The following is a 26733-nucleotide window of genomic DNA, read 5'->3' as shown; positions in this document are numbered from 1 at the left end:
TTTGAAATTGACAAAGATTAGTCAGAATTTATTCCTGATCAGCCAGACGCATTGCTACTTTAAGATAAACAAACAGATCCCCCGGATGCCCAATCTGTGGCTTAATACTCTCTGGGAAGTCATCAAAACCTGGCGGAACCTCCCTGTAGTCCGAAGCCCTTTTATGCCCCGTTCTCACAACCACCAAGTCTCGCCCTGGAACTACAACTATATATTGCCCTTGAATTCCTCTTGCATACCGCACAGTATCTTCTTCTGTCGGAACCACCCACCAATGCAAACCGTATCTGTGATTATCCCCTCCGCCTTTCACCTTGATGTCTGCCGGAACAAAAGCCTCCTTCATGTACCATTCCGGAACTATTCTTTCTCCTTTCCAGACTCCATCATTAGCTATTAACAAACCTATTTTAGCAAAATCCCTTGTTGTCGCGTACAGACAACAGTATCCTTTTTCAATTCCTCCCTCCTTATCAAGACTCCAGTATGCATCTGACCCGGAACCGATCTTAGACCAGATTTTATCCTGAAAATACACGCTAAGTCCTAAACCTGTTGCCCTCTCCAGAACAATCGTAAGAACCTGCGTTGCACTACTAATGTATTCAAATTCTTTCCCCGGTTCCTCCACAACCTCCTGCTTCAACACCAATTTTTCCAGATCTGTTCCATAATACGCTTCGGCATTATCAGAAAAAGGATTCCCTCCGCTTTCATGCCAGCCAAGACCCGTACTCATTGTTAAAAGATCACGTATTGTTATTTTACTGTAGGGAGCTTTGTTCCATTCTTCTATATATTCACCTACAGATTCATCAATACTACCAATATACCCCTCCTCCACAGCAATACCTATTAGTAAACTAACAATTGATTTTGCAGCCGAAAAGGTATTTGACACGGTCTCAGGTGTATGTTCTTCCCAATATTTTTCAAAAATCACGGAATCCCGGAGTAGCACTAAAAAGGAAGTTGTCTCCAGACTTTCGAAATAAGCATTTTCCTCCGCAGAAAGCTCTTTTTCATCACTGGTTGATTCCGGTATATTGTAAGGGGTTTTATCATGCGTTATTGTTTGATAAGGAAACAATTTTAAATCATATATCCCGGGACCGCTTTGCCCAATGAAATATGTCTTTGACAACGCCGAATAAAAATACCATTTCCCTGTCAGAGCAATATATATATTCTGCACAAGTATCCCCAGCAACAAAACAAGTAAGAATATTCGCAGTACCTTTCTTAGTTTACTTCGTAGTGGCCTTTTTTTCATATTCAAATCCAAATTGTTCTGCCATTTTTTCAAGCAAAATCTCTTTAACCTCCTGCACAGAGACCTCTCGTCCCAATTCCCGTTGCAATGAAGTTACGGATTTGTCCTCAATCCCACAAGGGACAATATGATTAAAATAGTTCAAGTCTGTTGAAATATTAAACCCTATACCATGCATGGTTACCCAACGCGAAGATTTTACCCCCATTGCACATATCTTTCGTGCATCTGGTGTATCTCCATCTATCCAGACACCGGTAAGTCCATCTACTCTACCGGATTCAATCCCGTATTCTTTTAACGTTTGAATCACCGATTCTTCCAGTAACCTCAGGTATTTATGAATGTCCGTGAAAAAATTATCCAAATCAAGAATCGGATAAGCCACTAACTGCCCCGGACCATGATAGGTTATGTCTCCTCCCCTGTTAATTTTATAAAACGTAGCGTTAATTTCCTTGAGTTTCTGCTCACTCAATAAGAGATGTAACGGACTACCACTTTTCCCCAGAGTATATACGTGCGGATGCTCTACAAACAGAAGATAATTATCCGTTTGAACACTCTCGTTTTCGTTCCGGTTTTGGATTTTTCTGTCAATAATGGATTTAAACAACTCTTCCTGATAATCCCAGGTCTCTTTGTAGTCTTTCTGTCCTAAATCCTGTACAAAGACTTTTTTATTCATTACAATCTCTCCAATTCTCCCTTCAAATAATCTATTACGGGAATCGCAATAGGGTCTACCTTATTCTTTTCCGATAGATAAAATGACACCCAATCTACAAGATGTATGAAATATATCGCTTCTTCTACGCGACTCTCTCCTTTTGAATACACCACCATAGTTCCGGCACCTTTCTCTTCCATCACTTTTTTAGAAACCGATAACCTAAACGCATTTCTTTCGTAGATGTCACTATTTATCAAAAATAAAGAAGCAAATCGCTTGTCTCCACCGGACCAACCTACCAGTTCATTGTGATTCATCTCAGGAATCACATGATGCCAACAAAGCGTTTTAGCATTCTCATTCAACTGCTGCCTTGTTCGTATTGCCACCCCTTCGAATAATGAAGTTGAATAAATAATCGGCATTTTTTCAAACAGGAAATCTGCTATTTCTATAGCTTCCTCCTTTATTTTCGATTCATTTGCAAGCAATAACTCAACACTTTTTTCTAACTGAGCCGAATAACGAATCGTAACCAATTCTAACTTCTCCAGAATAGAAACCAGTTGCACCAAAGAAAAAGCAAGGCTCGCACGGGGTGGATTACCTCCGGGAACAACGATTACATCAAAAGATTTCTCTTCTGCCATTGCCTGAAGTTTACCCCCGGAGCATACCGCAACAATATGAGCTCCTTTACTCAAACCATCCTCCACTGCAGAAAGAGTCTCTTCAGTATTACCTGAATAAGAAGAGGCTATAAGTAATGTGTTTTCATTGACAAACGCCGGCAACACATAATCATTCACCAAAGTAAATGGCACTTCTAAATCATTATAGACCCACTGACTGACAATTTTTCCACCGATTCCGGAGCCCCCCATGCCACAAACAACCACATTCCTGATCTCGGACTGAGGTTCTCTTAAACGGGCTTCACCGGCTATCTTAATTGCTTCGGTGATGTTTCCGGGAAATTCGCGAATCAGTTTATCCATTGTCTTCTCATTCATAGGGTCAAATATAGAAAGTCTTCGAATGTTTTTTAAGTATTCAACGCAAAAAACATAGATTTCGTTTCACGAATTGAAAAAAAGATATTCCGCAATCATTAATTGACATCTATTTGCGTAATTTTGCACCCTATGAAGAATATTCGCAATTTCTGTATTATTGCTCACATCGACCACGGAAAGAGTACTCTGGCAGATCGTCTGCTTCAGGCAACAGGTACCATTTCTGACCGTGAGATGAAAGACCAGGCTCTGGACGACATGGATCTGGAGCGCGAGCGTGGTATCACAATTAAGAGCCACGCCATTCAAATGAATCACACCCATGAAGGGCAAGCATATACATTAAACCTGATTGACACTCCCGGACACGTTGACTTCTCCTACGAAGTATCCCGCTCGATTGCGGCGTGTGAAGGAGCCTTATTGATTGTCGATGCGGCACAAGGTATTGAAGCACAAACCATCTCAAATCTTTACCTGGCGCTTGAGCATGATCTAGAAATTATTCCCGTACTCAACAAAATGGATCTTCCGGGAGCAATGCCGGAGGAAGTAACCGACCAAATTGTTGATTTGATTGGGTGTAGCCCAACAGATGTTATCCCTGCTTCAGGGAAAACAGGATTAGGTGTAGACAAAATTCTTGACGCTATTATAAACCGGGTTCCTGCTCCTAAAGGAAATCCGGACGCTCCACTTCAAGCAATGATCTTTGACTCTGTCTTCAACCCTTTCCGGGGTGTTATTGCGTATTACAGAGTAATTAACGGAACCTTAAAAAAAGGAGAAAAAGTTAAGTTTGTCAATACCGGTCGTACTTATAACGCTGACGACATCGGTATTCTTAAAATGGATCTTGTTCCGAAAAAAGAAGTTTCAACCGGTGATGTGGGGTATATTATTTCCGGTATAAAGCAAGCCAATGAAGTAAAAGTCGGAGATACGATCACTACTGTAGCTAACCCTTGTACTGAAGCCGTAAAAGGTTTTGAGGATGTAAAGCCTATGGTTTTTGCCGGAATTTACCCTGTTGACACAGAAGATTATGAAGAACTTCGTTTCTCTATGGAGAAACTTCAGTTAAATGACTCCTCACTGGTTTTTGAACCAGAATCATCGGCAGCTTTAGGTTTTGGGTTTCGATGTGGATTCCTTGGAATGCTCCACCTTGAAATTATTCAGGAACGTCTGGAACGTGAATTCAAGATGACTGTTATCACAACCGTGCCTAACGTATCTTACTTCGCTTATCTCCGCAAAAATCCTGATGAAAAATTAATTGTAAACAACCCTTCTGAACTTCCTGATCCTTCTACCCTGGAAAAGGTTGAAGAACCTTTTATTAAGGCTCAGGTGATCACTAAATCAGAATATATCGGAGCTATTATGACCCTTTGTATTGAAAAAAGGGGAGAATTACAAAATCAGGTATACCTGACGCAGGACAGAGTGGAATTAACATTTGAAATGCCTTTGGCCGAGATTGTATTTGATTTCTACGACCGACTTAAAACCGTTTCGAAAGGATATGCTTCCTTCGACTACTTCCCAATTGGCTACAAATCTTCTGACTTGATTAAACTGGACGTTCTGTTGAATGGAGAACAAGTAGATGCTCTTTCTGCACTGGTACACAGAAGTAATGCATTTAACTTAGGTAAAAAGATTTGTGTCAAACTAAAGGAATTAATTCCTCGTCAGCAATTTGAAATTCCGATTCAGGCAGCTATCGGGTCGAAGGTTATTGCCCGTGAAACCATTAAAGCTCTTCGAAAAGACGTAACAGCCAAATGTTACGGAGGAGATATTTCCAGAAAACGTAAACTTCTGGAGAAACAAAAAGAAGGGAAGAAACGAATGCGACAGGTTGGTCGTGTGGAAGTACCACAGGAAGCCTTCCTCGCAGTACTTAAACTAAATGACTAGAACATGAAAATTCTACACAATCCCAGATGTTCGAAAAGTAGGGAAACACTTCGGTTGCTTGAAGAATCAGGGAAAGATGTTGAAATTATTGAATACCTGAAAGACACGCCTTCGGAAGAGGAACTTCGTAAGGTACTTGCTCTACTGGGAATCCCTGCAGAGCAACTTGTCAGAAAGAATGAAGGTATTTACAAAGAAAATTTTCAGGGGAAATCTCTTTCTGAAGCGGAATGGATTAAAGCGATGATCACTTTTCCCAAACTGATTGAAAGACCTGTCGTAATCGACGGGAATAGAGCCGTTATTGGTCGTCCTCCGGAAAATGTCAAACAACTTTTATAATACAAAAATCCCCTGTAAAAGATTACAGGGGATTTTTATTTACAGAGACTTCTATTATTTCTTACCGTTGGTATCCTTCAATATAACTATTCAACTCATCTATTGAACTTTCAAAATCGAAAGCATCATTCAATAGATAGTAATTTCCGATATCATAGGTATAACCATAAGCAAATTTAGCCAACTCCAAACGGGTAGATTCAAAATCAAACAGCAACATAATCTGTTTCACCTGATCTGATGATAAACAGTTGTTTTTGATCACTTGTTTAGCTATCGTGAGTTTGGAATCTTCAAAATCTTTTGATTGAATAGACGCATATGCATTACTGAAAGACGTTGCATCCATAGGCCATGCACAACCAACGGTTCCGGTATACCCATTCACACCGGGACGTTGTATTTGCCCCCCTGTAGAACCTGTTGAATAGGTTGTTGTAGTCTGAGTCTGTGAATATGTTGTCGTATTATTCTGCGTATGCATCCCTGTCTCACTTGCATTCACATTGATATTCATATTAACCCCCAACTCCGGGTCATTAATGTTTACACCCATTGAAACATTTCCACTTTGCTGTGAAGGCGCATTGGTTTCAGAATGCACAACCGTAGTTGTTGTATTATTAACCGTCCCGTTTAAAGCAGGATCAACCGGAGGCATTGTAGAGAATACAACAATATTCTGATTCGCCACATTTTGAGGAGCCTGCATAATAGGAACCTCACTCAACCATCTCAGAACATAGTTCTCCTTTTTCGTCTTTTTAACAATAAAAGTAGTCTCAGTACCTGCGTTAAAATTGATCGTTTTATCAATATCCGGAGTCCTTCCGTCTACAAACCGTATTTTCACTTTGTAATACGGCTGTATTAAATTGGTAACCTTCACATTGGTCTGGGGGTTGAAATTCTGTTGTACACCATTCAGAACCACCAGAAACTGCTCTCCCTGTTCACTAAAAAAGACAAGGTTTGTTTGTTGTTGCGCCATGGAAAATATAGTCAGCAAACAACCTGTAAAAATAGTAAGTACTTGTTTCATAAATTGTTTTTTAAAATTTCTAACGAGGAAAACAAATTCAATGCCAAACTATATACATCAGGTTATTTTCCCTCATCAAATGTAAGGAAGTTTGTTTACAATGATCTATTTTTGTCAGACCATGAAAAAAATGCTGATTACTGGAGCTACAAATGGTATTGGTGCGGCAGCAATACGTCAGTTAAAAGACACCGAAGTTCATCCCATCCTGTTAGCAAGATCCGAAAAAAAAGCACAAGAAATACTTCGTGAAATCGGAAGAGGAGACTATTACGTTTGTGATCTTTCCGACACAATGTCTGTATTACAGGCTGCACAAGAGATCATAAGTAAAGAGACTACTATTGATTATTTCATTGCAAATGCAGGAGTGATCGGATACAAAGACACCCGGAAAACGGGGGAAGGAGTGGAAATGACCATGCAAGTTAACTTCCTGTCTCACGCATTACTCGTTGAACAACTGTTACCTGTTTTTGAAAAATCAGGAACTGTTCTGGCATTTACTTCCTCTATGCTTCACCGCTCTTACTGGTTAGCCAACTACGATTTTAGCACTAGTCTGAACGCGACTAAGCATAGTCAGTTCAAATCTTATTCACGATCAAAAGCAGCCATCTGTACCTATGCAATGTGGTTAGCGAAAAACGAAAAGATTCGTGTCCATCTTCTGGACCCTGGTGTAGCTGCTACCGGAATTACCCGATCCCGGGAAGACTGGATGGATAAAGCAATGAATAGTGTTGGATTTTTATTCTCTAAACCTGAATCAAGTGCGCGAACCATTTTGCGACTTATTCAGGACGAAAAGTACAAAAGGTTATCCGGAATATACCTCACCAAAAACAGAGACAAGTCCCCGGACAAAAGAGCCATGGAAACAACCAATCAACGATCCCTTTTAGATCAGATAAAAAAACATCTGCCTGCGGTTTAGGCTTCGATTATAACTATATTTGCACCTTACTTAGCCAAAGTGCAATAGATTAACATGAAAGAATCGCTAAAAAGCAATCCGGCAGAAGGTGTCAGCGTAGCTGTTGTTTTAGACACCAATGATGAAGGAGAACCCCAACACTACGTTTATCTTATTAATGAAAGAAATGATCATTTGAATGGATGCCTTGTATCTTCAAGAGGATACGGGAAACATCCGGACTCGGAGGAAATGGTACAAACCTCTACACTTCGTCATTTTCTGGACGAAGTGCAACCGCATTCATTTCGTAAGATAGAACCGATAATGAAAGATTTATTCGGACTCAATAACGAGTACTGGGTGAGCTTTTGGATCGGCAACACCATGTTTGACAAGAAATTTATTTTTCTTCCGGAAACCATTCAGGAAAGCAATGAGGTGCTTGTTCCGGTATTAAAGAAAAAGGGCGTTTTTATTAAATAAATAACTGCATTGTTTAAAACGTGTATGTAATTCGCGTTTGGACGTTTGAACAAATTCGTATTTTTGAAAAAAAATCATCCGGAGATAAAATGAGAGTATTAGTATTAGGGTCTGGAGGCCGCGAGCACGCATTAAGTTGGAAAATAGCACAAAGTTCACATCTGGAAGAGTTATATATCGCTCCCGGAAATGCCGGCACACGCCTGCATGGAACAAATGTTTCTATTAAAGCGGATGATTTTCAAGGCATCAGAAAGTTTGTTCTGGAAAAAAATATTTCGATCGTGGTTGTAGGACCTGAAGATCCTTTGGTAAAAGGGATTCGCGACTTTTTTGAACAGGACGAGGAACTGAAAAAAATTCCTGTGATTGGTCCCGATAAAAAAGGAGCTCAATTGGAAGGAAGCAAGGATTTTTCCAAAGTCTTCATGGAAAAATATAATATACCGACAGCTAAATACAAAACATTTACCAAGGATACACTCGAAGAGGGCTATGCCTTTCTTGCAAAATTAAAGCCTCCTTATGTACTGAAAGCAGATGGACTGGCTGCTGGAAAAGGTGTTCTTATTCTCGACAATCTTGAGGAAGCTCGTGCTGAACTCTCGAATATGCTTCTTGATGCCAAATTTGGTGATGCAAGTTCACGTGTTGTTATCGAAGAATTTCTGAAAGGCATTGAGTTATCCGTTTTCGTACTTACGGATGGACACTCCTACAAGATTCTTCCAGAAGCGAAAGACTATAAGCGAATCGGAGAGGGTGATACAGGATTAAACACAGGAGGAATGGGAGCTGTATCTCCGGTACCTTTTGCTACACCTGACTTTTTAGATAAAGTAGAAAACCAAATTGTCATCCCTACTATAAAAGGGCTGCAACAAGAAGATATTAATTACAAAGGGTTTATTTTCATCGGGTTGATGGCTGTAAAAGGTGAACCATTTGTTATCGAATACAACTGTCGAATGGGAGACCCGGAAACAGAGGTTGTTCTACCAAGAATTAAATCGGATCTACTCGATCTTTTTGAAGGGGTGGCAACAGGCACTCTTTCTGAACGGGATATTGAATTTGATGAAAAGACAGCAACAACTGTTATGATGGTATCCGGTGGATATCCCGAAAGTTATGAAAAAGGAAAAACAATTTACGGACTGAATGAAGTAGAAAATTGTCAGGTGTTTCATGCCGGAACAACTTCTGACGGACCTGTTGTTACTTCTGCAGGAGGACGTGTATTAGCCGTTACAGCTTTAGGTAAATCCATCGAAGCTGCCCTGGCTAAATCTTATAATGCGCTCGAAAAAATCGAATTTGAAGGTGCTTATTACCGTCGGGATATCGGACAAGATTTACTCTAAAATATGGATGACACGGAGTTAATTATAACTGTTTTTTTTACACTGCTTGCATCAGCGTTCTTTTCAGGAACTGAGATCGCATTCGTTTCTGCCAATCGACTGAAAATAGAATTAGACCGATCAGCAGGAACAGTATCCGGAAAAATCCTGTCCCGGTTTGTAAAAAAGCCTGAAAGTTTCATTTCAGCAATGTTGCTCGGTAATAATGCAGCTCTTGTGATCTACGGACTCTGTATGGGGATGTTACTGGAACCCGTTATACGCATGATGATCCCTAATGAAGCGGTTGTACTTATTATCCAAACAATATTATCCACACTTCTTATACTCGTTACCGCAGAGTTCTTACCCAAAGCCATTTTTCAGATCAACCCGAACAGGATTTTAAGCTTTACAGCGATTCCTCTATTCATCATTTATTTCCTTCTTTATATCCCAACCTCTATTACGCTTATGTTTTCGAACATTTTCCTGCGTTTATTCAGGATGGATACCCGCCAAACCGAACGCGTATTTTCGAAAGTAGATCTCGACTATTTTGTCCGGGATATGAACGAACGGCTGGAAGAAGAGTCGGAATTGACGAATGAAATGCAAATTCTTCAAAATGCACTGGATTTCTCGAAAGTAAAAGCCCGTGACTGCATGATTCCGAGAACGGAGATCATTGCCATGGAAATAGATGAAGACATTGAAGATTTGCGTCAGAAATTTGTTGAAACCGGTCTGTCAAAAATCATTATTTACAGAGACAATATAGATAACATAATCGGTTATGTACATTCTTTCGAATTGTTTAAAAAGCCGAATGCCATCAAACAGATCCTTTTACCTATGCCGGTTGTTCCGGAATCTGTTCCCGGAAAAGAACTTCTGGAACTCTTCGCAAGACAGTCAGGTAACATTGCCGTAGTTGTCGATGAGTTCGGTGGAACTTCGGGACTTATAACGATTGAAGATCTGATCGAAGAAATCTTCGGAGATATAGAAGACGAGCATGACCATGAAGAGTTAATTGAAGAACAAATTGACGAGAATACGTTTATCTTCAGTGCTCGCCAGGAAATTGACTATCTCAATGAAAACTACAACCTTAACCTTCCTGAAATGGAGGACTTTGACACCCTTGGAGGCATGGTCCTCTACTACCTTGAAAGTATCCCTGAAAAAGGGGATAAATTCAAACTGGAAAATACTGAAATTGAAGTGATTGAGGTTTCTGACCGACGTGTGGAATTGATCCGTCTTATCCATACTGATAATTAATACCTTAAAAAACACTTTCAAATTTCATTTGCATCCCTTATATTCGCACCCCTAAAGTGTATTAGAACATGATAACAATTGGAAAAATACGTGAAAAATCAGGCCTTCTTGTCGGAGTAATCGGAGGAGCTTTATTACTGTTCATCCTCGGAGAAGTCATCCGTAACATGGGAACAACAATCGAAGCCAACCCGAGAGGTGAGATTTATGGCGAATCTATCGATGAGTTGAGACTGACTGAATTGATTGAATTATTTACGAATAATGAACGTCAAATGGCAGCTCAGCAAGGTCGTGAATTCACAGAAAGCGACGCGAAAAATGCTGAAGACAAAGCCTGGAATGAATATGTTCGTCAGACTTTGCTTGATAAAGAGTTTGAAGCACTTGGAATCACGGTTAGTGAGGACGAAATAGACGCGTTGATTTTCGGTTACGATGGCATGCCTCAAAACCAGATGATCGCTCAGTACTTTCCGGACTCATTAGGTCAGGGAGGAGTTGACATGAATGCTCTTAACGATTTTGTCGCCAAAGCAGAAGCTAATGAAACGGCTCAGAATGGAGTTGACCAAAACGGACAACCAACTTACTTCAGTTATGCCGAAATCTATGCAAACATTCGTGAAGAAGTAGCTAGTCAACGTAAAGCAATGAAATATGTTACCTTGATTGAAAAAGGAAATTATGTAACTTCTTTGGAAGCTAAGGACGACTATTTTGCGAAAAACGAGGTGAAAAACATTTCTTATATTTTCCGCCCGTATTTCTCTCAGGAAACTTCTGAAATGACTTTGTCAGAGGAGCAGTTCAATACTTACTATGAAGCACACAAAGACGATAAGAAGTATGAACAACGTGCTTCACGTGTACTTCAATATATTTCACTTGACATCAAACCAAGTGATGAAGATAAGGAGAGAGGTGTTTCCAAATTGGAAAATCTGAAAGATGCCTTTATCCAGTCACAACAGGATTCGCTTTTCGTTATGCTGAATTCTCAGAATAAGCAATTCAACAGAAATCAGGTGTATCGTTCTGCTATGATGGAAGGTGCTCCTAACTCATACCCATCTTCAATGGATGAGCAATTTCAAAAAGCAGAGGTTGGAACTGTTGTCGGACCTTATGTGAATGGTGATCGCGTAGAAATGGCAAAAGTACTGGGATTTGAAACAGAAAAGCAGGCATGGGTTCGTCACATTCTGATTAAAGCCGGAGGTCCTGAAATTTCATTTGACGCAGCACAACAAAAAGCGGATAGCCTTATAGAAGTAATTAAAGCAAATGACAATTTTGCTGAGTTGGTAAAAGAAGTTTCCGAAGACCCGGGATCAATTGAAAACAATGGAGAGTACAAATGGTTCCAGGAAGGTCAAATGGTTACTGAGTTTAATGATTTCTCTTTTAACCAACCAATAGGAACACTAGGTACAGTTAAAACGACGTATGGTATTCACATTGTTGAAGTATTGGGTCAGAGAGAAGCAAAGCTTCCAAGACTTGCTGTAGTTACTACCAATGTAGACGCTTCAGAAGGTACAATACTAACAGTTGAGCAAGAGGCAAAAGATATTTGGTCATTAATGGATGAAGCTCCTGAAAAATTTGAAACAATTGCAGAAGAACAAAATATGTTCGTTCGTCCTGTGACGGTTTTCCTTGAGAACCCACAGCTTAATGGTTTCTCAGCATCAGCTCAAAGTCAGGTTCTTCGCTTTGGATTCGGAAAAGGAACACAGGCAATGGATGTTAGCGAGCCTATTAAAGACGGAAGTCGTTATGTCATTGTACAATTGAAAAAAATCAAGGAAGAAGGCGCTCCTGACAAAGAAGATGCTCGTCAATTGATGGAAACAGACGCTAAAAATGAAATTATAGCTGAAAAGTATATCAACGAAATGTCATCGCAATCAGATATTACTAAGTTAGGTCAGCAACTTGATCTTCCTGTTCAAAATGCAGAAGTTAAATTCTCTACCGGAAATATCGGTAATAATGGTAACGAGCCAAAAGTAGCCGGAGTTTTGTTCTCAGGTCTTAAAGACGGACAAACAACAAAACCAATTGCAGGTCGTCAGGGAGTCTACGTTGTTAAGTTGGTAAAAACGGTTGAGCCAATGGCTACAACTGACTACTCAGCTTCTAAAAATGAAATTACAGCACGACTTGTTTCAGGTACTTCACGAAATGCATTACAATCGCTTATGAAATATGCGGATGTAAAAGACTACCGAATGCAAGTTCGCATTGGCGCAAGATAGACACTAAGAAACCAAAATAAGCAAAGTGCGACTCTTTCGGGTCGCACTTTTTCTTTTCATGATTTTCATCATTTTTACTCCCTCATCACCTCATTTCTTTTTATATTAGGAGAAAAGAAACACATCATGGATTACAAAGACTGGACATATGACGATTTCATAACCTATCTTCTCATTTATGCTTCACATGCTGATTTTATTGTAACACGTGAAGAAGTCCGTCGCATAATTACTGAAACCGGAAGATCTGAGTACAATAAAATTAATCGGATCTTCGAAAAACAAAGTGATGCTGAAAAAGCAGAAGTGATTGCTTTTTTCGGAATGAATCACTGTACGACAAATGAAGAATTGAACAGTGTTTTGGAACAACTTCAAGACCTCCTGTTCTCCGATGATAGTTATAAAACAGAAGAACAAGCTTTCTTTTTCGGAGTTAAAAAACTACTTAGCGCGCACAATTAACAGCTTTTTAAAGCTAGTTAATGACAGCTTAATGTCTCTTCGGCAAAAGCCATGTACTTTTGCACCGTAGCTAGTAAGTTTTTTCATGATTGAAAGTAACATGAATTTTGGAAAAAGCGTCGAGGATTTCGGCGCTTTTTTTGTGAATTATTCGCAAGAGTATTTTGAAAAGAATACGTATTTTGGCACTGTGAAACTCATTAACAGGGAACTTAGTTGGCTGTCCTTTAACGAAAGGGTTTTACAGGAAGCCATCGATTCCAAGAACCCTCTTTTGGAACGAATTCGCTTTTTGGGTATTTACTCAAACAATTTGGACGAATTTTTCCGGGTTCGTGTTGCTGCGGTCAAACGGATGATTGAAGTTAAATCCAAAGTTGTTTTCGGATTTGAAGGAGGGCCGAAAGCTTTGCTTGAAGAGATTAAGCAGATAGTTGTTAAACAACAGCGTCTTTTCGAAATAGCCTATCAAAAAATACTGAAGGAACTCGAAAAAGAGCACGTACTTCACCTGGACGAGAGTAATTTGTCCGAACTTGAAAAAACGATCTTATCCGATTATTATCACGATAAAGTAAAGCACTTTATTATCCCGATACTGCTTGATAAGCGGTCAAAATTCCCCTCACTTCGCGAAGAAGGTATTTATCTGGCTATCAAACTTACAAATCTTGCAAAGGACAAAATTCGGTATGCACTTATTGAAGTCCCCTCCAAGTTACCGCGGTTTAAGGTGATTAATGACGGAGAATTTCAAAAAGTTATTATTCTGGATGATATTGTTCGTTTACATCTTCAGGATATATTCTACATTTTCACCCCGGATACAATAGAAGCATTTACTTTTAAGTTCACACGTGATGCTGAACTGGATCTCGAAGACAGTCTTGCTCTTTCTATTGTTGAAAAGATGGAAAAGGGAATTAAGGACAGGAAAAAAGGAAATCCTGTACGCCTGGTCTATGATTCAAGAATGCCCTCTGATTTACTTGATTTCCTGGTAAGGTCTCTTGGACTGAAGATGGACGGAAACATTATTGCAGGAGGAAAATATCACAACTTCAAGGACTTCATGAAGTTTCCTGATTTTGGGAAAACACATTTGCTTTACCCCCCTCAACCACCGGTACCTCATCCCAATCTCAAAAAAGTTAAACACTTATTCAAACATGTGTTACTAAAGGATGAGTTACTGCATTTTCCGTATCAAAAATTCGATTACGTTGTTGATTTGCTCCGCGAGGCAGCCCTTGACCCTAAAGTAACGAGTATTCATATCAATATATACCGTGTAGCTTCTGACTCACAAATTATGAATGCTTTGGTAAGTGCGCTCAAAAATGGAAAGAATGTTGTAGTCGTATTTGAACTTCTCGCCCGTTTTGATGAGGAGAACAATCTCTACTGGTCTAATATTCTAGATGAGTTGGGAGCACAAGTAATTTTTGGTGTTCCCGGATTCAAAGTACACTCTAAACTAATGCTTATCACCCGAAGATCAGGTCGGAAAACACAACAAGTTGCCTATGTAGGAACCGGGAACTTCCATGAGGGAACTGCAAAAGTATATGAAGACTTCGGATTACTTACAGCTATGCCCAAAATCACCGGAGAGGTCAGCAAAGTATTCCGCTTTCTGGAGAATAATATTGACCGTGGGCAGTTCCGCTCTTTAATTGTTTCTCCTTTCAATTCGAGAAGAAAACTGGTGAGCCTGATTGACGAACAGATAAAACTGGCAAGAAAAGGAGAACCCGCTGAGATCTTCCTGAAGCTGAATAACCTTGTCGACTCCAAAATGGTTGAAAAGCTCTATGATGCATCAAATGCAGGCGTAAAAGTACGTATCCTCAACCGGGGGATGTGTGCCCTTGTTCCATCTATTGAAAACCAGAGTGAAAATATAACGGTGCGTTCCATTGTTGGCCGTTACCTCGAACACTCACGGGTTTTATTATTCGGAACAGGTGAAAATCGGAAAGTATTTCTTACTTCCGCAGACTGGATGATGCGAAATATTGATAAACGTATCGAAGTCGGTGCTCCTATTCTGGATGACGATATTAAAGAACACCTGATTAACGTACTTGAACTTCAATGGAAAGACTCTGTCAAAGCTCGTATAATAGGACCTAAACAGAAGAATAAGTACTTTAAACCCTTGGAAGATACTGAGCCTATCAACTCCCAAAATGCCCTGTATCAATTATACAGAATGCAATCTGAACAAGAATAAAATTTGTACTTTTATCGGTAATGATTTATGGTGCGATAGACATAGGGACAAATGCTGCCCGCCTTCTGATTGGAGAGGTCGTTAAAGAAAACGGACACTCCTTCGTGAAGAAGATTTCCTATACCCGGATTCCACTCAGACTAGGTCTCGAAGTTTTCGAAGACGGAATTATTTCCGAGCGCAAACAGGAAGATTTTATCAAAACCATACATGCTTTTAAACTCATCTCTGAAGTTTTTAAAGTGAAAGAGATTCGAGCCTGTGCCACAAGTGCCATGCGGGAAGCTCAGAACGGTGTACGAACAAAAGAACTCATACTGGATAAAACCGGTATAAATATTGAAATTATTGACGGAGAAGAAGAGGCACGACTAATCTTCGGAACATTTTTTCTTCTGGACTTTGACAAAGACCTCCCTTTTCTGGTTATAGATGTGGGAGGAGGATCTACGGAAATCAGCGTATTTGAAAACGGTGTACGCGTTGCATCCAAATCTTTTAAAATCGGAACCATCCGAATGTTGAAAAAGAAGGAATCCGCAACAATTTGGCCGGAGATTCACGAATGGATCGCCCGACATGTCGATCCTAAAATGCTCCACAAAGTTTTTGCTACCGGAGGAAATATCAATAAAGTTCACAAACTGCTCGGAAAGCAATTTATGGAACCTGTCAGCTTCCGTGAACTGGATGAGTTGTACGATAAACTTAATACGCTCAGTATCGCTGACCGAATGGCTAAATATCAACTTAAAGAAGATCGGGCTGATGTCATTGTTCCGGCATGCGAAATCTACAAATACATTATGAAGGAATTAAAGTCCAAGGAGCTGTATGTACCTAAGATCGGACTATCTGACGGTATGATCTACGACCTGCACCTTTCTTCCCAATAGTTACTTCTTTCTCAAGATTCTCAAAACAGGATATGTAATTATGAACCCAGCTATTCCAGCGACAGTGGCAAGTGTAACTGCCCCGATCAGGTATTGCTTAAAGTTAATATAGATATCCTCCACCGTTATTCCATCCGAAAAAAAGAAGTCAGCCGGATGATCAACAAATATCCCTCCCATAAGATAAGATCCATATATAATAAACGGGATCATTGGTGGTATTGAGATATTCGATGCGGTTAATACAATAAACTTATTTAGCTTAAGCGCGATAGCTATCACCAATGCTATGGCCATCTGGAATCCCCATGCAGGAAATATTCCCATAAACAATCCAATACCTACAGCAGAGGCTTTTCGAATAGAGGACTCTTCGGATTTTACAATTTCATTGATCAGTTTTTTCCAGAATTCTTTAGAAAAAAGTTGCCGGATAATCATCAGAGGTCTGAAAATTAATGCGAACAAAACAAGAAATGTATTTAAAATACTGATTCTCGTAAAATCACGGAAGGGACGGAAATGGGTAACTCTCTCTTCAGGATCATACTTAACACGTACAGGAACAGTTACTACTTTTGCTCCCAACCATGCCAGTTTTACAATCACCTCTATTTCCAGTTCAAACTTAGTTGTCCAAAGTGGGATATACCGCAATCTTTTCAATGGATAGACACGAAATCCGGTTTGCGTATCAGGCAATTTTATTCCTGTTTCTACCCAGTACCAAAAATTAGAGAACTTGTTCCCAAATGAGCTTTTCTGAGGTACTCCTTCCTGATTCATATTCCTCGCTCCCATTACCAGAGCATCAGGATTTTCTTTTAGGATGTTAACAAAAACAGGAATATCATCCGGATAATGCTGACCATCCGAATCAATTGTCAGTGCGTATCTGAAGCCTGCATCGATAGCAAACTTAAACCCCGTCCGTAATGCTTTGCCTTTCCCTCTGTTTCGCGTATGCTGAATAACAGTAATCGCCTCACCAAATGATTCCAGTATTTCCGTTGTGGCATCTGTAGATCCGTCATTGATCACAATAACGTCATCACCATAGTCAAGAACACCTTCTATAACTCTCTTCAGTGTTTTTTCATTGTTGTAAGTAGGGATCAGAATACAACAATTCAATTCTTTCAGTTCCTGACTATAGTTCACCTGCAAAATCTGCCTGTATTTTAAAATAGGTTTTCCCCTCAAAACTTCCCACAATCCTTGCAGCGTATCTCTCATTTTCCGCTGAAAGCATCATTTCCACATCCAATGCCGGAGTCATTTCAGGATTTACCATAGCCAAAAACTTGATCGTCTTCGCCTCTTTCAGTTGTAATTTCTTATCAAGAGCATGCTCTGCCAACTGACGACAGATATCCGTTAAAACTACACCCGGAGTAACCGGCACATCCGGAAAATGTCCTTTATAAACCGGATGCTTCCTGTTCAGCGTAATAGCAAAGATCTCCTTACCCTCTTCCTGTCTGTGTGTATCGAGTGTGAAATATGCTTCCATTAGAATTCGGAAAATAGTGTTTGACTAATTTGCGCGTTAAAGATAGGATTTATGAACTGAATAGCTGTGTACTCTCCAACAGATTCAATCATTTTCATTTTTGTCAGACGTACATTCTCCCGATCAAAAAACAGCTCAATTCGCTCAAACATATTTTTCATTCGTCTGTCTTTTGGTGTCAATTCCAGTCTATATGTATCCTTCTGCTCAAAATAACGAATATCAAACTTTCCGCTACTAAGAAGATCTCCGTTTACCGTTCCCATCATTACTAGTTTGATAAACGACAGCTGCCGGTTAGAAGCAAGATTATATCGGCTCTCCTTTCCCTTTTTCCAAATTCGCAATTCCTCTCCCGTTATCAACAATACGTGCTTCTCAGGATTTTTCTGCTCCCACCTCATCTTCCCGGACTGATCGTAATAAAAAATCCCCGAAGAACGGATTGGCTCCTTAAAATAGGCAGAATACTTGTCCTGAGTGAATTCACTCTGAATTCGCTTGGTCTTTTCTGCCTGTTGCGAAAATCGGGTCCTGAAAGCCTCCGGATTCTGCATCAATTGTTCCTGAGCAATTGTCAGCCCGGAAAAAAAACTTACTAATAGTAGTGTAAACAATTTCTTCATGTCAGCTCATTAATCAAATGCTCAACCGTATCAAACTTCATTCCGTTCTCTTTTCCCCATTGTACAATTCGTTTAGTCAATTGAAGTGCCTGAGGACGGTTATCATGCAACAAAACAATTGTTTTTCCCTTTTCCAACTTTCGCTTCGTCCTACGCCATAATTTTTCGACATCGGTGGTTGTCGTATCCAATGTTCTGTTGTTCCAGCCAATAATTGCTGTTCTTACTAGCAGCGCCGCTTTGGCAATATTAGGGTTCATAATTCCTATCGGTGGACGAAAAGCCTTACGAGAAGGGTGTTGATATACGGCAATAGTATCTGCAGACTTTTTCAGATCTTCAAAAACCCTTTTTGTTTTCCAAAACTGAAAGAGTGGTGCGTGAGAGAAAGAATGGTTTCCAATAAAATGATTCCCCCCCGCTATTTCCCTCATCGTTTGCGGGTTTTCCTCGACCTTCGAACCTATTACAAAGAAACTGGCAGCAACCTCTTCCTCTTTTAAAAAAGCAAGTATACTGCTGGTGTGCTCTGCATCGGGGCCATCATCATACGTCAGATAAATCGTATCCGCATCTCCGGAGGTAATCGCAGGAGCAAAAAAATTCAACGACAATTTGAAAATACCAAAACTCAAAATAATCAGGTACGATAAAACCAGGAGCGAAAAAGAAATCCAAAAGCCAGGCTCTTTCCAGAATAAAAGGAAGAGTATCCCGACAAGGATAATCGAAAAACTATTTAGCACCCGTAATTTCAAGTCTTCGATAATTTGGTTAACCTTGGCAAATATACAGTAATAAGTCAGACTTCAGGTCGAATTCAAACGCGCTGTTATTTTCTTTCTCCTAGCAATTTTGTAAATTTTGGTCTGCTTTTTGATCTGTCTATCAGGAAGAACTAAAAACTTTGCGTTATGAGAAATTTAATTTTGTTCTTGTTAACCGGTAGTCTCGGATTTTCCTTCAGTTCATCCGAATTGAAACTACCAACCCGTAAAAACGAAAGTTTTTCTATTGGAGAACGATTACGTTATCGTGTAACCTATGGATTTATAGATGCCGGAGAAGCTGTAATAGAGGTGAAACCTACTCCTAAGAAGGGTGCCCAGGGTCAGGCTCTTTACCATGTAGTAGGAACCGGAAGAACACTTGGTGCATTCAATCTTTTTTATCGTGTAAATGACGTATACGAAACCTACATCGATCAGAAAGGGATTTTTCCCTGGTATTTTAAACGTCGTGTGGAAGAAGGGAAGTACCGTTTACAACAGGATTATCGTTTTGACCAACACAAAGAAAAAGTCGATAACGGTAAAGGAAAGCTATTTGACATTCCTGTAGGGGTTCAGGATATGATCTCCTCCTTTTATTATGCCCGAACGCTGGACTACAAAAACATGAAAGTGGGTGATATCAGCGAATTTAAATGTTTTATGGACGATGAAATATATCCGTTAAAAATTAAGTATGTGGGAAAAGAAGAGATCAAAATCCGCAAAGGGACTTTTCGTTGTATGAAGTTTGTTCCGGTAGTTCAGACAGGTCGTTACTTTGAAAGTGAAGACGATGTTAACTTCTGGGTGACGGATGACAAAAATCGTATTCCGGTTCTTGTGAAAGCTAAAATTCCTGTAGGCACAGTAAAACTACACCTTGTTGAATGGAACGGACTAAAACACGACCTTGCTTTGGTAAAATAAAAAGCGGTGGGGTAAATTACCCCACCGCTTAATCCATATCTAAAGTTGGATAATTCTATATTTTTTCAAATGTCAAATAATCTGTAGGACCATCATCATCCGGATCTTCCAGTACAACTTTAGACGTTGTTTGCTCTACTACGTGCCAGTCATCATCTAACTCATCAAAATTAGCTGTGGCCGGAAAAGTAAGATCCAACTCTACATGTCCGTCATCTTTCTTAACAGACCATGATCCCGAGACAGACTGGGATCCGTTAACCGCCACGACTGTTCCGTTATCATTGAAGGTAAATACATAACCGTCAAAGTAATACGTTTCGTTTTCTCCGTTATCTTCGAAGTAGGTGACCTTCCATTCTCCCTCGTTAATAATTTCTTTTGTATTGTCAACGGTAACCTTTTCTTTGTTACATGCAGTCAATGAAAGTACTCCCATCAGACCCGCTACTAAAACACTCCTGGCTTTCATATTTTCTTTTTTATCAAATTTACAGCAATAACCGTCAAAAAACAACAAATTGATCTCCCCTTTTTTTACAAAGGATGATTTTTCTACTACCAACAACCTGTTGCGAAAAAATTGTTTTCCTGATTCATCCTTCCTGCTCTACAGTTCACTCATCCGTTCATACCGTTTACTCACCATTACGTCATTTTTAAAAATTTGTGGGATTTTCTTCGTATATTGCAAGTGGTTAAGCCCATAACCAAACTTTGTGTTGCTTTAAATTAAATTGCTAAAACAAAAAACAATGAGAAAAGTATATCTGCTATTGATGCATATTGGTTTCGCATCAGCAGTGTTTGGTCAACATAATGACCATGGTCACCTTCCTTGTAGGACCGTTGAACACATGGAAGAATTGAAAGCGTCTGATCCGGCAATTCGTGCTGAAATGGAATTATCCGCTCAACGTCTTGAACAGTTTACTCAACAATACATCCAAAACGAATACAATCCTCTTCAAAAAGTTTCGATTTACACTATTCCAGTTGTATTTCACGTCTTGCACATGAATGGATCGGAGAATATTTCCGATGCACAGATTCTTGATGCTGTTGAACGTATGAATGAGGATTTTAACAAACAAAATAATAACTGGAATCAGGTGCAATCCGAGTTTCTTTCGATTGTTGCCGACATTCAGGTTGAGTTTAAACTTGCTAAGAAAAAACCAAACGGAGATTGTTTCAAAGGGATTACCCGAACTGAAACAGGAACAACATTTGATGATTCCGGAAACGATCAGGTTCAGGCAGTGCAGCAGGTACATGGGAATTTCCCCGGGAATATGTACCTGAATATTTTTGTGGTTGCTAATGCCGGCGGAGCAGCAGGATATACTACTTATCCTTCGAATTGGTCAGGAACCTCGATGTCAAACGGAATTAAGATTCTTCATAATTATGTAGGTCGTATCGGAACCAGTAGTAATTCTGTTTCTACTGCACTTTCACACGAAGTAGGACACTGGTTGAACCTTGCTCACCTATGGGGGAATTCAAACAATCCGGGACAAGCAGGTAACTGTTCTGATGATGATGGGGTAAACGACACACCTAATACCATTGGGTGGACATCCTGTAACCTTCAGGGAACAACCTGTGATGGGGTCAAGGATAATGTCGAAAACTTTATGGAGTACTCGTATTGCTCTAAAATGTTTACGGAAGGACAAAAAGCGCGGATGCATGCAGCTCTTAACTCTTCAGTGGGAAGCCGAAACAATATAGTTTCAGCATCAAATCTTACTGCTACAGGAGTGAATGATCCTGAGGTTTTCTGTAAAGCAGACTTCTATGCTCCTCTTCGTGATGTATGTGCAGGAAGTTCTATTGAATTCCAGGATGACAGTTACTTCAACCCGACACAGTGGAACTGGACATTTGAAGGAGGTTCACCTTCTACATCAACAGCTCAGAATCCGGTTGTTACATACAGTACTCCGGGGGTCTACAATGTGACTTTGAGTTCCGGAGATGGGTCAGGTACAGATCAGGTGACAAAAACAGGCTATATCCGTGTACTTCCAACTACATCGATTCTTCCTTTTATGGAAAGTTTCGAAGCGTATAGTACAATTGCGTCTTCCAACGGTGTTTGGAACATTTATAACCAAGGAAGCGACAATGAGTGGGAAATCACTCAGGCTGCTGCTCACACGGGACAGAAAAGTGTTCGTCTTCAGAATATCGGGCAACCAAGCGGAGGAGTTGACGAGTTAATCAGTGGGTCTTTTGACTTATCCGGATTAAACTCAGGCGATGACCTTACACTTTCGTTCCGTTATTCCTTCAAACAAAGAAGCTCATCTAACGATGACCGTTTACGTGTTTCAGCCTCCAATAACTGTGGTGAGAGTTGGTCAACACGAAGACAATTACTTTCATCTTCTATGTCATTAGGAACACAGCTTTCTTCATGGGTTCCAACTTCTCAGGATGACTGGGTTACCAATCACATCACTAATATTTCCAGTTCTTTCTATGTAGACGGACTACGTGTTAAGTTTGAATGGCAACACGGAGGAGGTAATAACATCTACCTGGATGATATTAATATGTATTTGGGGGATGTTGATCCACTTGGAATCGAAGAGAATACATTAATCTCAGATATTAATCTATTTCCAAACCCCACAATTGATGAATTGACTGTGCGCCTTTCTATTCAGGATGCAATGGACTTTGACGTCAAAGTCGTTGATCTTTCAGGGAAAGCTATCGACACATTCCGTATTCACGGTAAGCCGGGAACGAATGATATTATGATTTCAACTACAGATCTTGCCCAGGGAATGTATCTTGTAGAGGTCGTTTCAGGAAGCGGGAAAGTTGTAAAACAATTTGTGAAAAGATAATAAAGAGTTTCCAACATTACTCAAAAAAGGCTGTTACAATAATGTAACAGCCTTTTTTTATCTTCCTTATTAACACTCTAAAAAAGAAGAAAAGCGAACGCTACTATAGCGTTCCTCTTTTCTCTTGTTCTCTTTCAATCGACTCGAATAATGCTTTGAAGTTTCCTGCACCGAATCCACGTGCTCCCATTCTTTGGATAATCTCATAGAACAATGTAGGACGATCTTCTACGGGCTTGGTAAAAATCTGCAACAGATATCCTTCCTCATCCGCATCAATCATAATACCTAACTTCTCCAGTTCGTTGATATCTTCTTTCATCATTCCCATGTGTTCTCCCAAACGCTCCGGAATTGCTTCGTAATAAGATCTCGGAGGAGTAGAAAGGAATTCCACACCACGACTTCTCAAATCAGAAACAGTTGTAATGATATCATCTGTTGCAACCGCGATATGCTGAACACCGGCTCCTTCATAGAAATCAAGATATTCTTCAATCTGCGAGCGCTTTTTCCCTTCAGCAGGTTCGTTAATCGGGAATTTAATTCGTCCGTTTCCGTTCGACATAACCTTAGACATCAATGCAGAGTACTCCGTATGTATTTGTTTGTCATCAAATGAAAGGAAGTTAACAAACCCCATTACATCTTCGTACCATTTCACCCAGGTGTTCATTTCTCCCCAACCTACATTTCCTACCATGTGGTCAATAAACTTCAGTCCTGTAGGAGCCGGATTATAGTCTGATGTCCACTCTTCATACCCCGGAAGGAAAATTCCATTGTATTCTTTACGCTCAACAAACATGTGAACTGTTTCTCCGTAGGTATAAATTCCGGCGCGAACTATCTTGCCATGCTCATCTTCCTCTACAGTAGGCTCCATAAATGATTTCGCACCTCTCTTCGTTGTTTCCTCCCATGCCGAACGAGCATCCTCAACCCAAAGAGCAACAATCTTCACACCATCACCATGTTTTTTAACATGCTCCCCGATCGGAGAATCACTCGTTAAAGCGGTAGTCAGAACAAGACGAATCTTATCCTGTTTCAATACATACGAAGCTCTGTCTTTCACTCCTGTTTCCAATCCCGCATACGCCAGAGACTGAAAACCAAAAGCCGTTTTATAATAGTGTGCTGCCTGTTTCGCATTACCTACATAAAACTCAACATAATCCGTACCTAAAAGTGGAAGGAAATCCTGTGCTCCTTCAAAGATTTTTTCTAATCCGTATTCTACGTTTTTTACTTCTTTTGCCATAGTATTTTCTCTTTTCGCAGTTTTACTATTTACTGCTGTACTTTTATTCTTAACTTATTCTAACCAGGATTTGTAATAGTCCTTATCTGCCAAATCCAATGCCTGTTGCGTCAATTTCAACGGCTTAAATGTATCAACCATAACTGCCAGCTCAAGTGTCTCTTTCTGACCGATAGAGCGCTCCATAGCCCCCGGGTGTGGTCCATGAGGGATTCCCGCAGGGTGTAAAGAAATATATCCTTTATCTACATGGTTCCGACTCATAAAGTCCCCGTCTACATAATACAACACTTCATCACTATCAATATTACTGTGATTATACGGTGCAGGTATCGCCTGCGGATGATAATCATATAATCGTGGACAGAATGAACACACAACAAAATTATGTGCCTCGAATGTCTGGTGTATCGGAGGAGGCATGTGTACACGTCCGGTGATAGGTTCAAAATCATGAATAGAAAACGCATACGGGAAATTATATCCGTCGTACCCTACCACATCAAACGGATGAGCAGCATAGACCACTTCATGGATCACATTTTCTTTTTTGATCTTAATCAGAAAATCTCCTTTCTCATCGATTGTTTCTAACTCCTCGGGAGCACGAAGATCTCTTTCACAAAAAGGAGAATGCTCCAGTAACTGCCCGAATTTATTCCGGTAATTCCGCGGAGTTAAAATCGGAGAAAATGATTCAACAATAAAAAGTCTATTTTCTTCCGAGTCAAAATCTATCTGGTAAGTGATCCCACGAGGAACAATCAAATAATCTCCCGGTGAAAACGGAAGATTTCCCAACATAGTACGCAATTTACCCGTCCCTTTATGTACAAAAAGCATCTCGTCCGCATCTGCATTTTTATAAAAGTACGAACGAAGAGATTTACGGGGAGCAGCCAGGGTAATATTCAAATCATTGTTAAATAAAACAACTTTACGGCTTTGCAGAAAGTCATCTTCCGGCTGTACATTAAACCCGTTCAGCATTCTGGAAGTAATATTTTTTTCCACAGCTGCCACTGGCGTAAGATCTACAGGATCACCCACAGACCGGATCATGGTCGGGCGATGTACATGATAAAGAAGAGATGACATGCTACTAAAACCTTCAGTACCAAACAATTCTTCATAGTAAAAATTTCCACTCTCCGATTTAAAGACCGTATGTCTTTTGTGTGGAAATTTTCCCATTTTATGATAAAACGGCATATTCTAAAATTTTTTAATTAAACGAAATGATGATTGCAGTCAGGTTTGCTCCCGTCACTCGGGATTACGCTTTAACAGTATTTTTGCCAGTTCATTTCTTCCTTCCCAAAACATAAATGATTACGTCTTTGTTCTGTGTTGAACAAAGTTAGAAAATTATCCGTATTGCTGTCAACTCTTCCGGGTGGAATGATAAAAATCAGTTTTCAAAACAGAAAGTAATTGTGTTCATTTTCAACCGTATAAATTTTAGCGATACGAAGAAGACAAAAAATAACCCTTTGAAATTCATCTTAACTTTTAAATTTGCAGAAAATGAAGGCGGAATGAAAAAAATTCTAATTATCGGAGCAGGGGGTCAAATTGGCACAGAGCTCACGATTGAGCTGGCAAGACGATTTGGCAATAATTCGGTTGTTGCTTCGGATGTCCATGCTGATTGTCCCGAAGCATTGCTCGGACACACTTATGCACAGCTGGATGTTATGGATCGATCGCGGTTACACAACCTTGTTCTGGAACATGAAATCACTGAAATCTATCTGTTAGCAGCCCTGCTTTCTGCTACAGCTGAGAAACGTCCTGATTTTGCCTGGAAACTGAATATGGAAGGATTATTCAATGTACTTGATCTGGCAAAAGAAAAACTGATTACTAAAATTTTCTGGCCTTCTTCTATTGCTGTTTTCGGACCAACTACTCCATCAGTAAATACTCCGCAGTATACGATCATGGAACCCACTACCGTATATGGTATTTCCAAACAGGCGGGAGAAAGATGGTGTGAGTATTATTTCAATAATTATGGGGTAGACGTACGTAGTATCCGTTATCCCGGTCTGATTTCTTACACATCATTACCCGGAGGAGGAACTACTGATTATGCAGTAGATATTTTTTATCATGCAAAAAGCAGCGGGCAGTATGAATGTTTCCTTTCAGAAGACACTGCTCTCCCTATGATGTACATGGAAGACGCAATCCGTGCCACAATAGAATTAATGGAGGCTCCTGCGGAATCTATTAAAATACGTTCGAGTTATAATCTTGCAGGAGTTAGCTTTACTCCAAAGGAAATTGCAGCCTCTATCAAGACGTTTATTCCGGACTTTTCAATCACTTATTCGCCGGATTTCCGACAGAAAATTGCAGATAGCTGGCCGGACTCAATTGATGATAGCCATGCCCGAAAAGATTGGGGTTGGGAAATCAAACATGACCTGATGAGCATTTCCGAAAGTATGTTGGAGCATGTTAACCCTCTTAAGATTAACCTTTAAATCTATAAATTAATCCCTGATATTTAACGATTAGTCTAAACAATAAGCATAGTAAGCAACTTAATCGTGATTTTTACGTAAATTGTCATTGAACTATTGCTATATGTTT

At 39.9% G+C, this 26733-nt stretch carries 24 protein-coding genes; 13 read left to right on the top strand and 11 right to left on the bottom strand.

All coding sequences use genetic code 11. The features are described 5' to 3' along the window. Positions 1-28: 28 nt before the first annotated feature. Genes ABDZ97_RS02885 through ABDZ97_RS02875 form a run of 3 tightly spaced genes read right to left on the bottom strand, consistent with a single transcriptional unit; the run spans position 29 to position 2959 of the window. Positions 29-1195 carry a serine hydrolase domain-containing protein gene (locus ABDZ97_RS02885; protein ID WP_343784911.1) on the bottom strand — a complete coding sequence of 389 codons (1167 nt, stop codon included), beginning with the start codon at positions 1193-1195 and terminating at the stop codon, positions 29-31. Positions 1196-1247: 52 nt separating this feature from the next. After that, the gene (lipB, locus tag ABDZ97_RS02880) at positions 1248-1961 is read right to left on the bottom strand and encodes a lipoyl(octanoyl) transferase LipB (RefSeq protein WP_343784909.1); all 714 of its coding nucleotides are present in this window, start codon (positions 1959-1961) and stop codon (positions 1248-1250) included. Beyond that, positions 1961-2959 carry a bifunctional phosphoglucose/phosphomannose isomerase gene (locus ABDZ97_RS02875; protein ID WP_343784908.1) on the bottom strand — a complete coding sequence of 333 codons (999 nt, stop codon included), beginning with the start codon at positions 2957-2959 and terminating at the stop codon, positions 1961-1963. The genes lipB and ABDZ97_RS02875 overlap by 1 nt, the downstream gene beginning before the upstream one ends. Before the next feature lie 132 nt (positions 2960-3091). On the opposite strand from ABDZ97_RS02875, the gene lepA reads away from it, so the two are divergent. After that, a complete protein-coding gene (gene lepA / locus ABDZ97_RS02870; RefSeq protein ID WP_343784906.1) occupies positions 3092-4888 on the top strand; it encodes a translation elongation factor 4 in 1797 nt (598 codons plus the stop codon). Between the two features lie 3 nt (positions 4889-4891). Beyond that, positions 4892-5230 carry an arsenate reductase (glutaredoxin) gene (arsC, locus tag ABDZ97_RS02865; protein ID WP_343784904.1) on the top strand — a complete coding sequence of 113 codons (339 nt, stop codon included), beginning with the start codon at positions 4892-4894 and terminating at the stop codon, positions 5228-5230. Between the two features lie 61 nt (positions 5231-5291). Here the strand turns inward: arsC and ABDZ97_RS02860 are convergent, their stop codons facing one another. Then, the gene (locus tag ABDZ97_RS02860) at positions 5292-6272 is read right to left on the bottom strand and encodes a proline and serine-rich protein 1 family protein (protein ID WP_343784902.1); all 981 of its coding nucleotides are present in this window, start codon (positions 6270-6272) and stop codon (positions 5292-5294) included. A 130-nt stretch (positions 6273-6402) separates the two neighbouring features. Between ABDZ97_RS02860 and ABDZ97_RS02855 the strand changes: the two genes are divergently transcribed. From ABDZ97_RS02855 to ABDZ97_RS02820, 8 genes are all read left to right on the top strand, one after another. Continuing rightward, a complete protein-coding gene (locus ABDZ97_RS02855; RefSeq protein WP_343784900.1) occupies positions 6403-7209 on the top strand; it encodes an SDR family NAD(P)-dependent oxidoreductase in 807 nt (268 codons plus the stop codon). Between the two features lie 54 nt (positions 7210-7263). Next, entirely contained in the window at positions 7264-7674 is a 411-nt protein-coding gene (locus ABDZ97_RS02850; protein WP_343784898.1) for a hypothetical protein, read from the top strand. An 89-nt stretch (positions 7675-7763) separates the two neighbouring features. Further along, positions 7764-9038: a phosphoribosylamine--glycine ligase gene (gene purD / locus ABDZ97_RS02845; RefSeq protein ID WP_343784896.1), complete on the top strand. Its 1275-nt coding sequence runs from the start codon at positions 7764-7766 to the stop codon at positions 9036-9038. A 3-nt stretch (positions 9039-9041) separates the two neighbouring features. Continuing rightward, on the top strand, positions 9042-10304 hold the full coding sequence (locus ABDZ97_RS02840; RefSeq protein WP_343784894.1) for a hemolysin family protein: 1263 nt from the start codon (positions 9042-9044) through the stop codon (positions 10302-10304). A gap of 68 nt (positions 10305-10372) precedes the next feature. Next, positions 10373-12568, top strand: a complete 2196-nt coding sequence (locus tag ABDZ97_RS02835) for a peptidylprolyl isomerase (protein WP_343784892.1) — start codon at positions 10373-10375, stop codon at positions 12566-12568. A 126-nt stretch (positions 12569-12694) separates the two neighbouring features. Then, on the top strand, positions 12695-13033 hold the full coding sequence (locus ABDZ97_RS02830) for a hypothetical protein (protein WP_343784890.1): 339 nt from the start codon (positions 12695-12697) through the stop codon (positions 13031-13033). Between the two features lie 100 nt (positions 13034-13133). Further along, complete coding sequence (gene ppk1 / locus ABDZ97_RS02825) at positions 13134-15269, top strand: polyphosphate kinase 1 (RefSeq protein WP_343784888.1); 2136 nt, start codon at positions 13134-13136, stop codon at positions 15267-15269. Between the two features lie 20 nt (positions 15270-15289). Continuing rightward, entirely contained in the window at positions 15290-16165 is an 876-nt protein-coding gene (locus ABDZ97_RS02820) for a Ppx/GppA phosphatase family protein (RefSeq protein WP_343784886.1), read from the top strand. On the opposite strand, the gene ABDZ97_RS02815 is transcribed toward ABDZ97_RS02820, so the two are convergent. The 4 genes from ABDZ97_RS02815 to ABDZ97_RS02800 are packed head-to-tail and all read right to left on the bottom strand — an operon-like array spanning position 16166 to position 19062. Then, on the bottom strand, positions 16166-17326 hold the full coding sequence (locus ABDZ97_RS02815) for a DUF2062 domain-containing protein (RefSeq protein WP_343784884.1): 1161 nt from the start codon (positions 17324-17326) through the stop codon (positions 16166-16168). Beyond that, on the bottom strand, positions 17316-17678 hold the full coding sequence (locus ABDZ97_RS02810) for an ApeI family dehydratase (RefSeq protein WP_343784882.1): 363 nt from the start codon (positions 17676-17678) through the stop codon (positions 17316-17318). The genes ABDZ97_RS02815 and ABDZ97_RS02810 overlap by 11 nt, the downstream gene beginning before the upstream one ends. Next, positions 17678-18304, bottom strand: coding sequence for a flexirubin biosynthesis/transport protein LolA2 (lolA2, locus tag ABDZ97_RS02805; RefSeq protein WP_343784880.1), 627 nt, complete (start codon positions 18302-18304; stop codon positions 17678-17680). The genes ABDZ97_RS02810 and lolA2 overlap by 1 nt, the downstream gene beginning before the upstream one ends. After that, the gene (locus ABDZ97_RS02800) at positions 18301-19062 is read right to left on the bottom strand and encodes a polysaccharide deacetylase family protein (RefSeq protein ID WP_343784878.1); all 762 of its coding nucleotides are present in this window, start codon (positions 19060-19062) and stop codon (positions 18301-18303) included. Before ABDZ97_RS02800 ends, lolA2 begins: the two co-directional genes overlap by 4 nt. Before the next feature lie 156 nt (positions 19063-19218). On the opposite strand from ABDZ97_RS02800, the gene ABDZ97_RS02795 reads away from it, so the two are divergent. Continuing rightward, the gene (locus ABDZ97_RS02795; RefSeq protein WP_343784876.1) at positions 19219-20004 is read left to right on the top strand and encodes a DUF3108 domain-containing protein; all 786 of its coding nucleotides are present in this window, start codon (positions 19219-19221) and stop codon (positions 20002-20004) included. Positions 20005-20059: 55 nt separating this feature from the next. Here ABDZ97_RS02795 and ABDZ97_RS02790 read toward each other — a convergent pair whose 3' ends face one another. Next, the gene (locus tag ABDZ97_RS02790; RefSeq protein WP_343784874.1) at positions 20060-20476 is read right to left on the bottom strand and encodes a hypothetical protein; all 417 of its coding nucleotides are present in this window, start codon (positions 20474-20476) and stop codon (positions 20060-20062) included. Between the two features lie 283 nt (positions 20477-20759). On the opposite strand from ABDZ97_RS02790, the gene ABDZ97_RS02785 reads away from it, so the two are divergent. Beyond that, positions 20760-22868 (top strand): zinc-dependent metalloprotease, encoded by a 2109-nt coding sequence (locus ABDZ97_RS02785; RefSeq protein WP_343784872.1) that lies wholly within the window; start codon positions 20760-20762, stop codon positions 22866-22868. A 103-nt stretch (positions 22869-22971) separates the two neighbouring features. Here the strand turns inward: ABDZ97_RS02785 and hppD are convergent, their stop codons facing one another. After that, positions 22972-24132 carry a 4-hydroxyphenylpyruvate dioxygenase gene (gene hppD / locus ABDZ97_RS02780; RefSeq protein WP_343784870.1) on the bottom strand — a complete coding sequence of 387 codons (1161 nt, stop codon included), beginning with the start codon at positions 24130-24132 and terminating at the stop codon, positions 22972-22974. Between the two features lie 54 nt (positions 24133-24186). Beyond that, a complete protein-coding gene (locus ABDZ97_RS02775; RefSeq protein WP_343784868.1) occupies positions 24187-25344 on the bottom strand; it encodes a homogentisate 1,2-dioxygenase in 1158 nt (385 codons plus the stop codon). A 326-nt stretch (positions 25345-25670) separates the two neighbouring features. Here ABDZ97_RS02775 and ABDZ97_RS02770 point away from each other — a divergent pair, with 326 nt between their 5' ends. After that, the gene (locus tag ABDZ97_RS02770) at positions 25671-26624 is read left to right on the top strand and encodes an NAD-dependent epimerase/dehydratase family protein (protein WP_343784866.1); all 954 of its coding nucleotides are present in this window, start codon (positions 25671-25673) and stop codon (positions 26622-26624) included. The last annotated feature ends 109 nt before the right edge of the window (positions 26625-26733 follow it).

It is taken from the genome of Wandonia haliotis (assembly GCF_039523435.1).
Taxonomy (GTDB): Bacteria; Bacteroidota; Bacteroidia; order Flavobacteriales_D; family Crocinitomicaceae; genus Wandonia; species Wandonia haliotis.
This window is presented reverse-complemented; position numbering and strand designations above follow the sequence as displayed.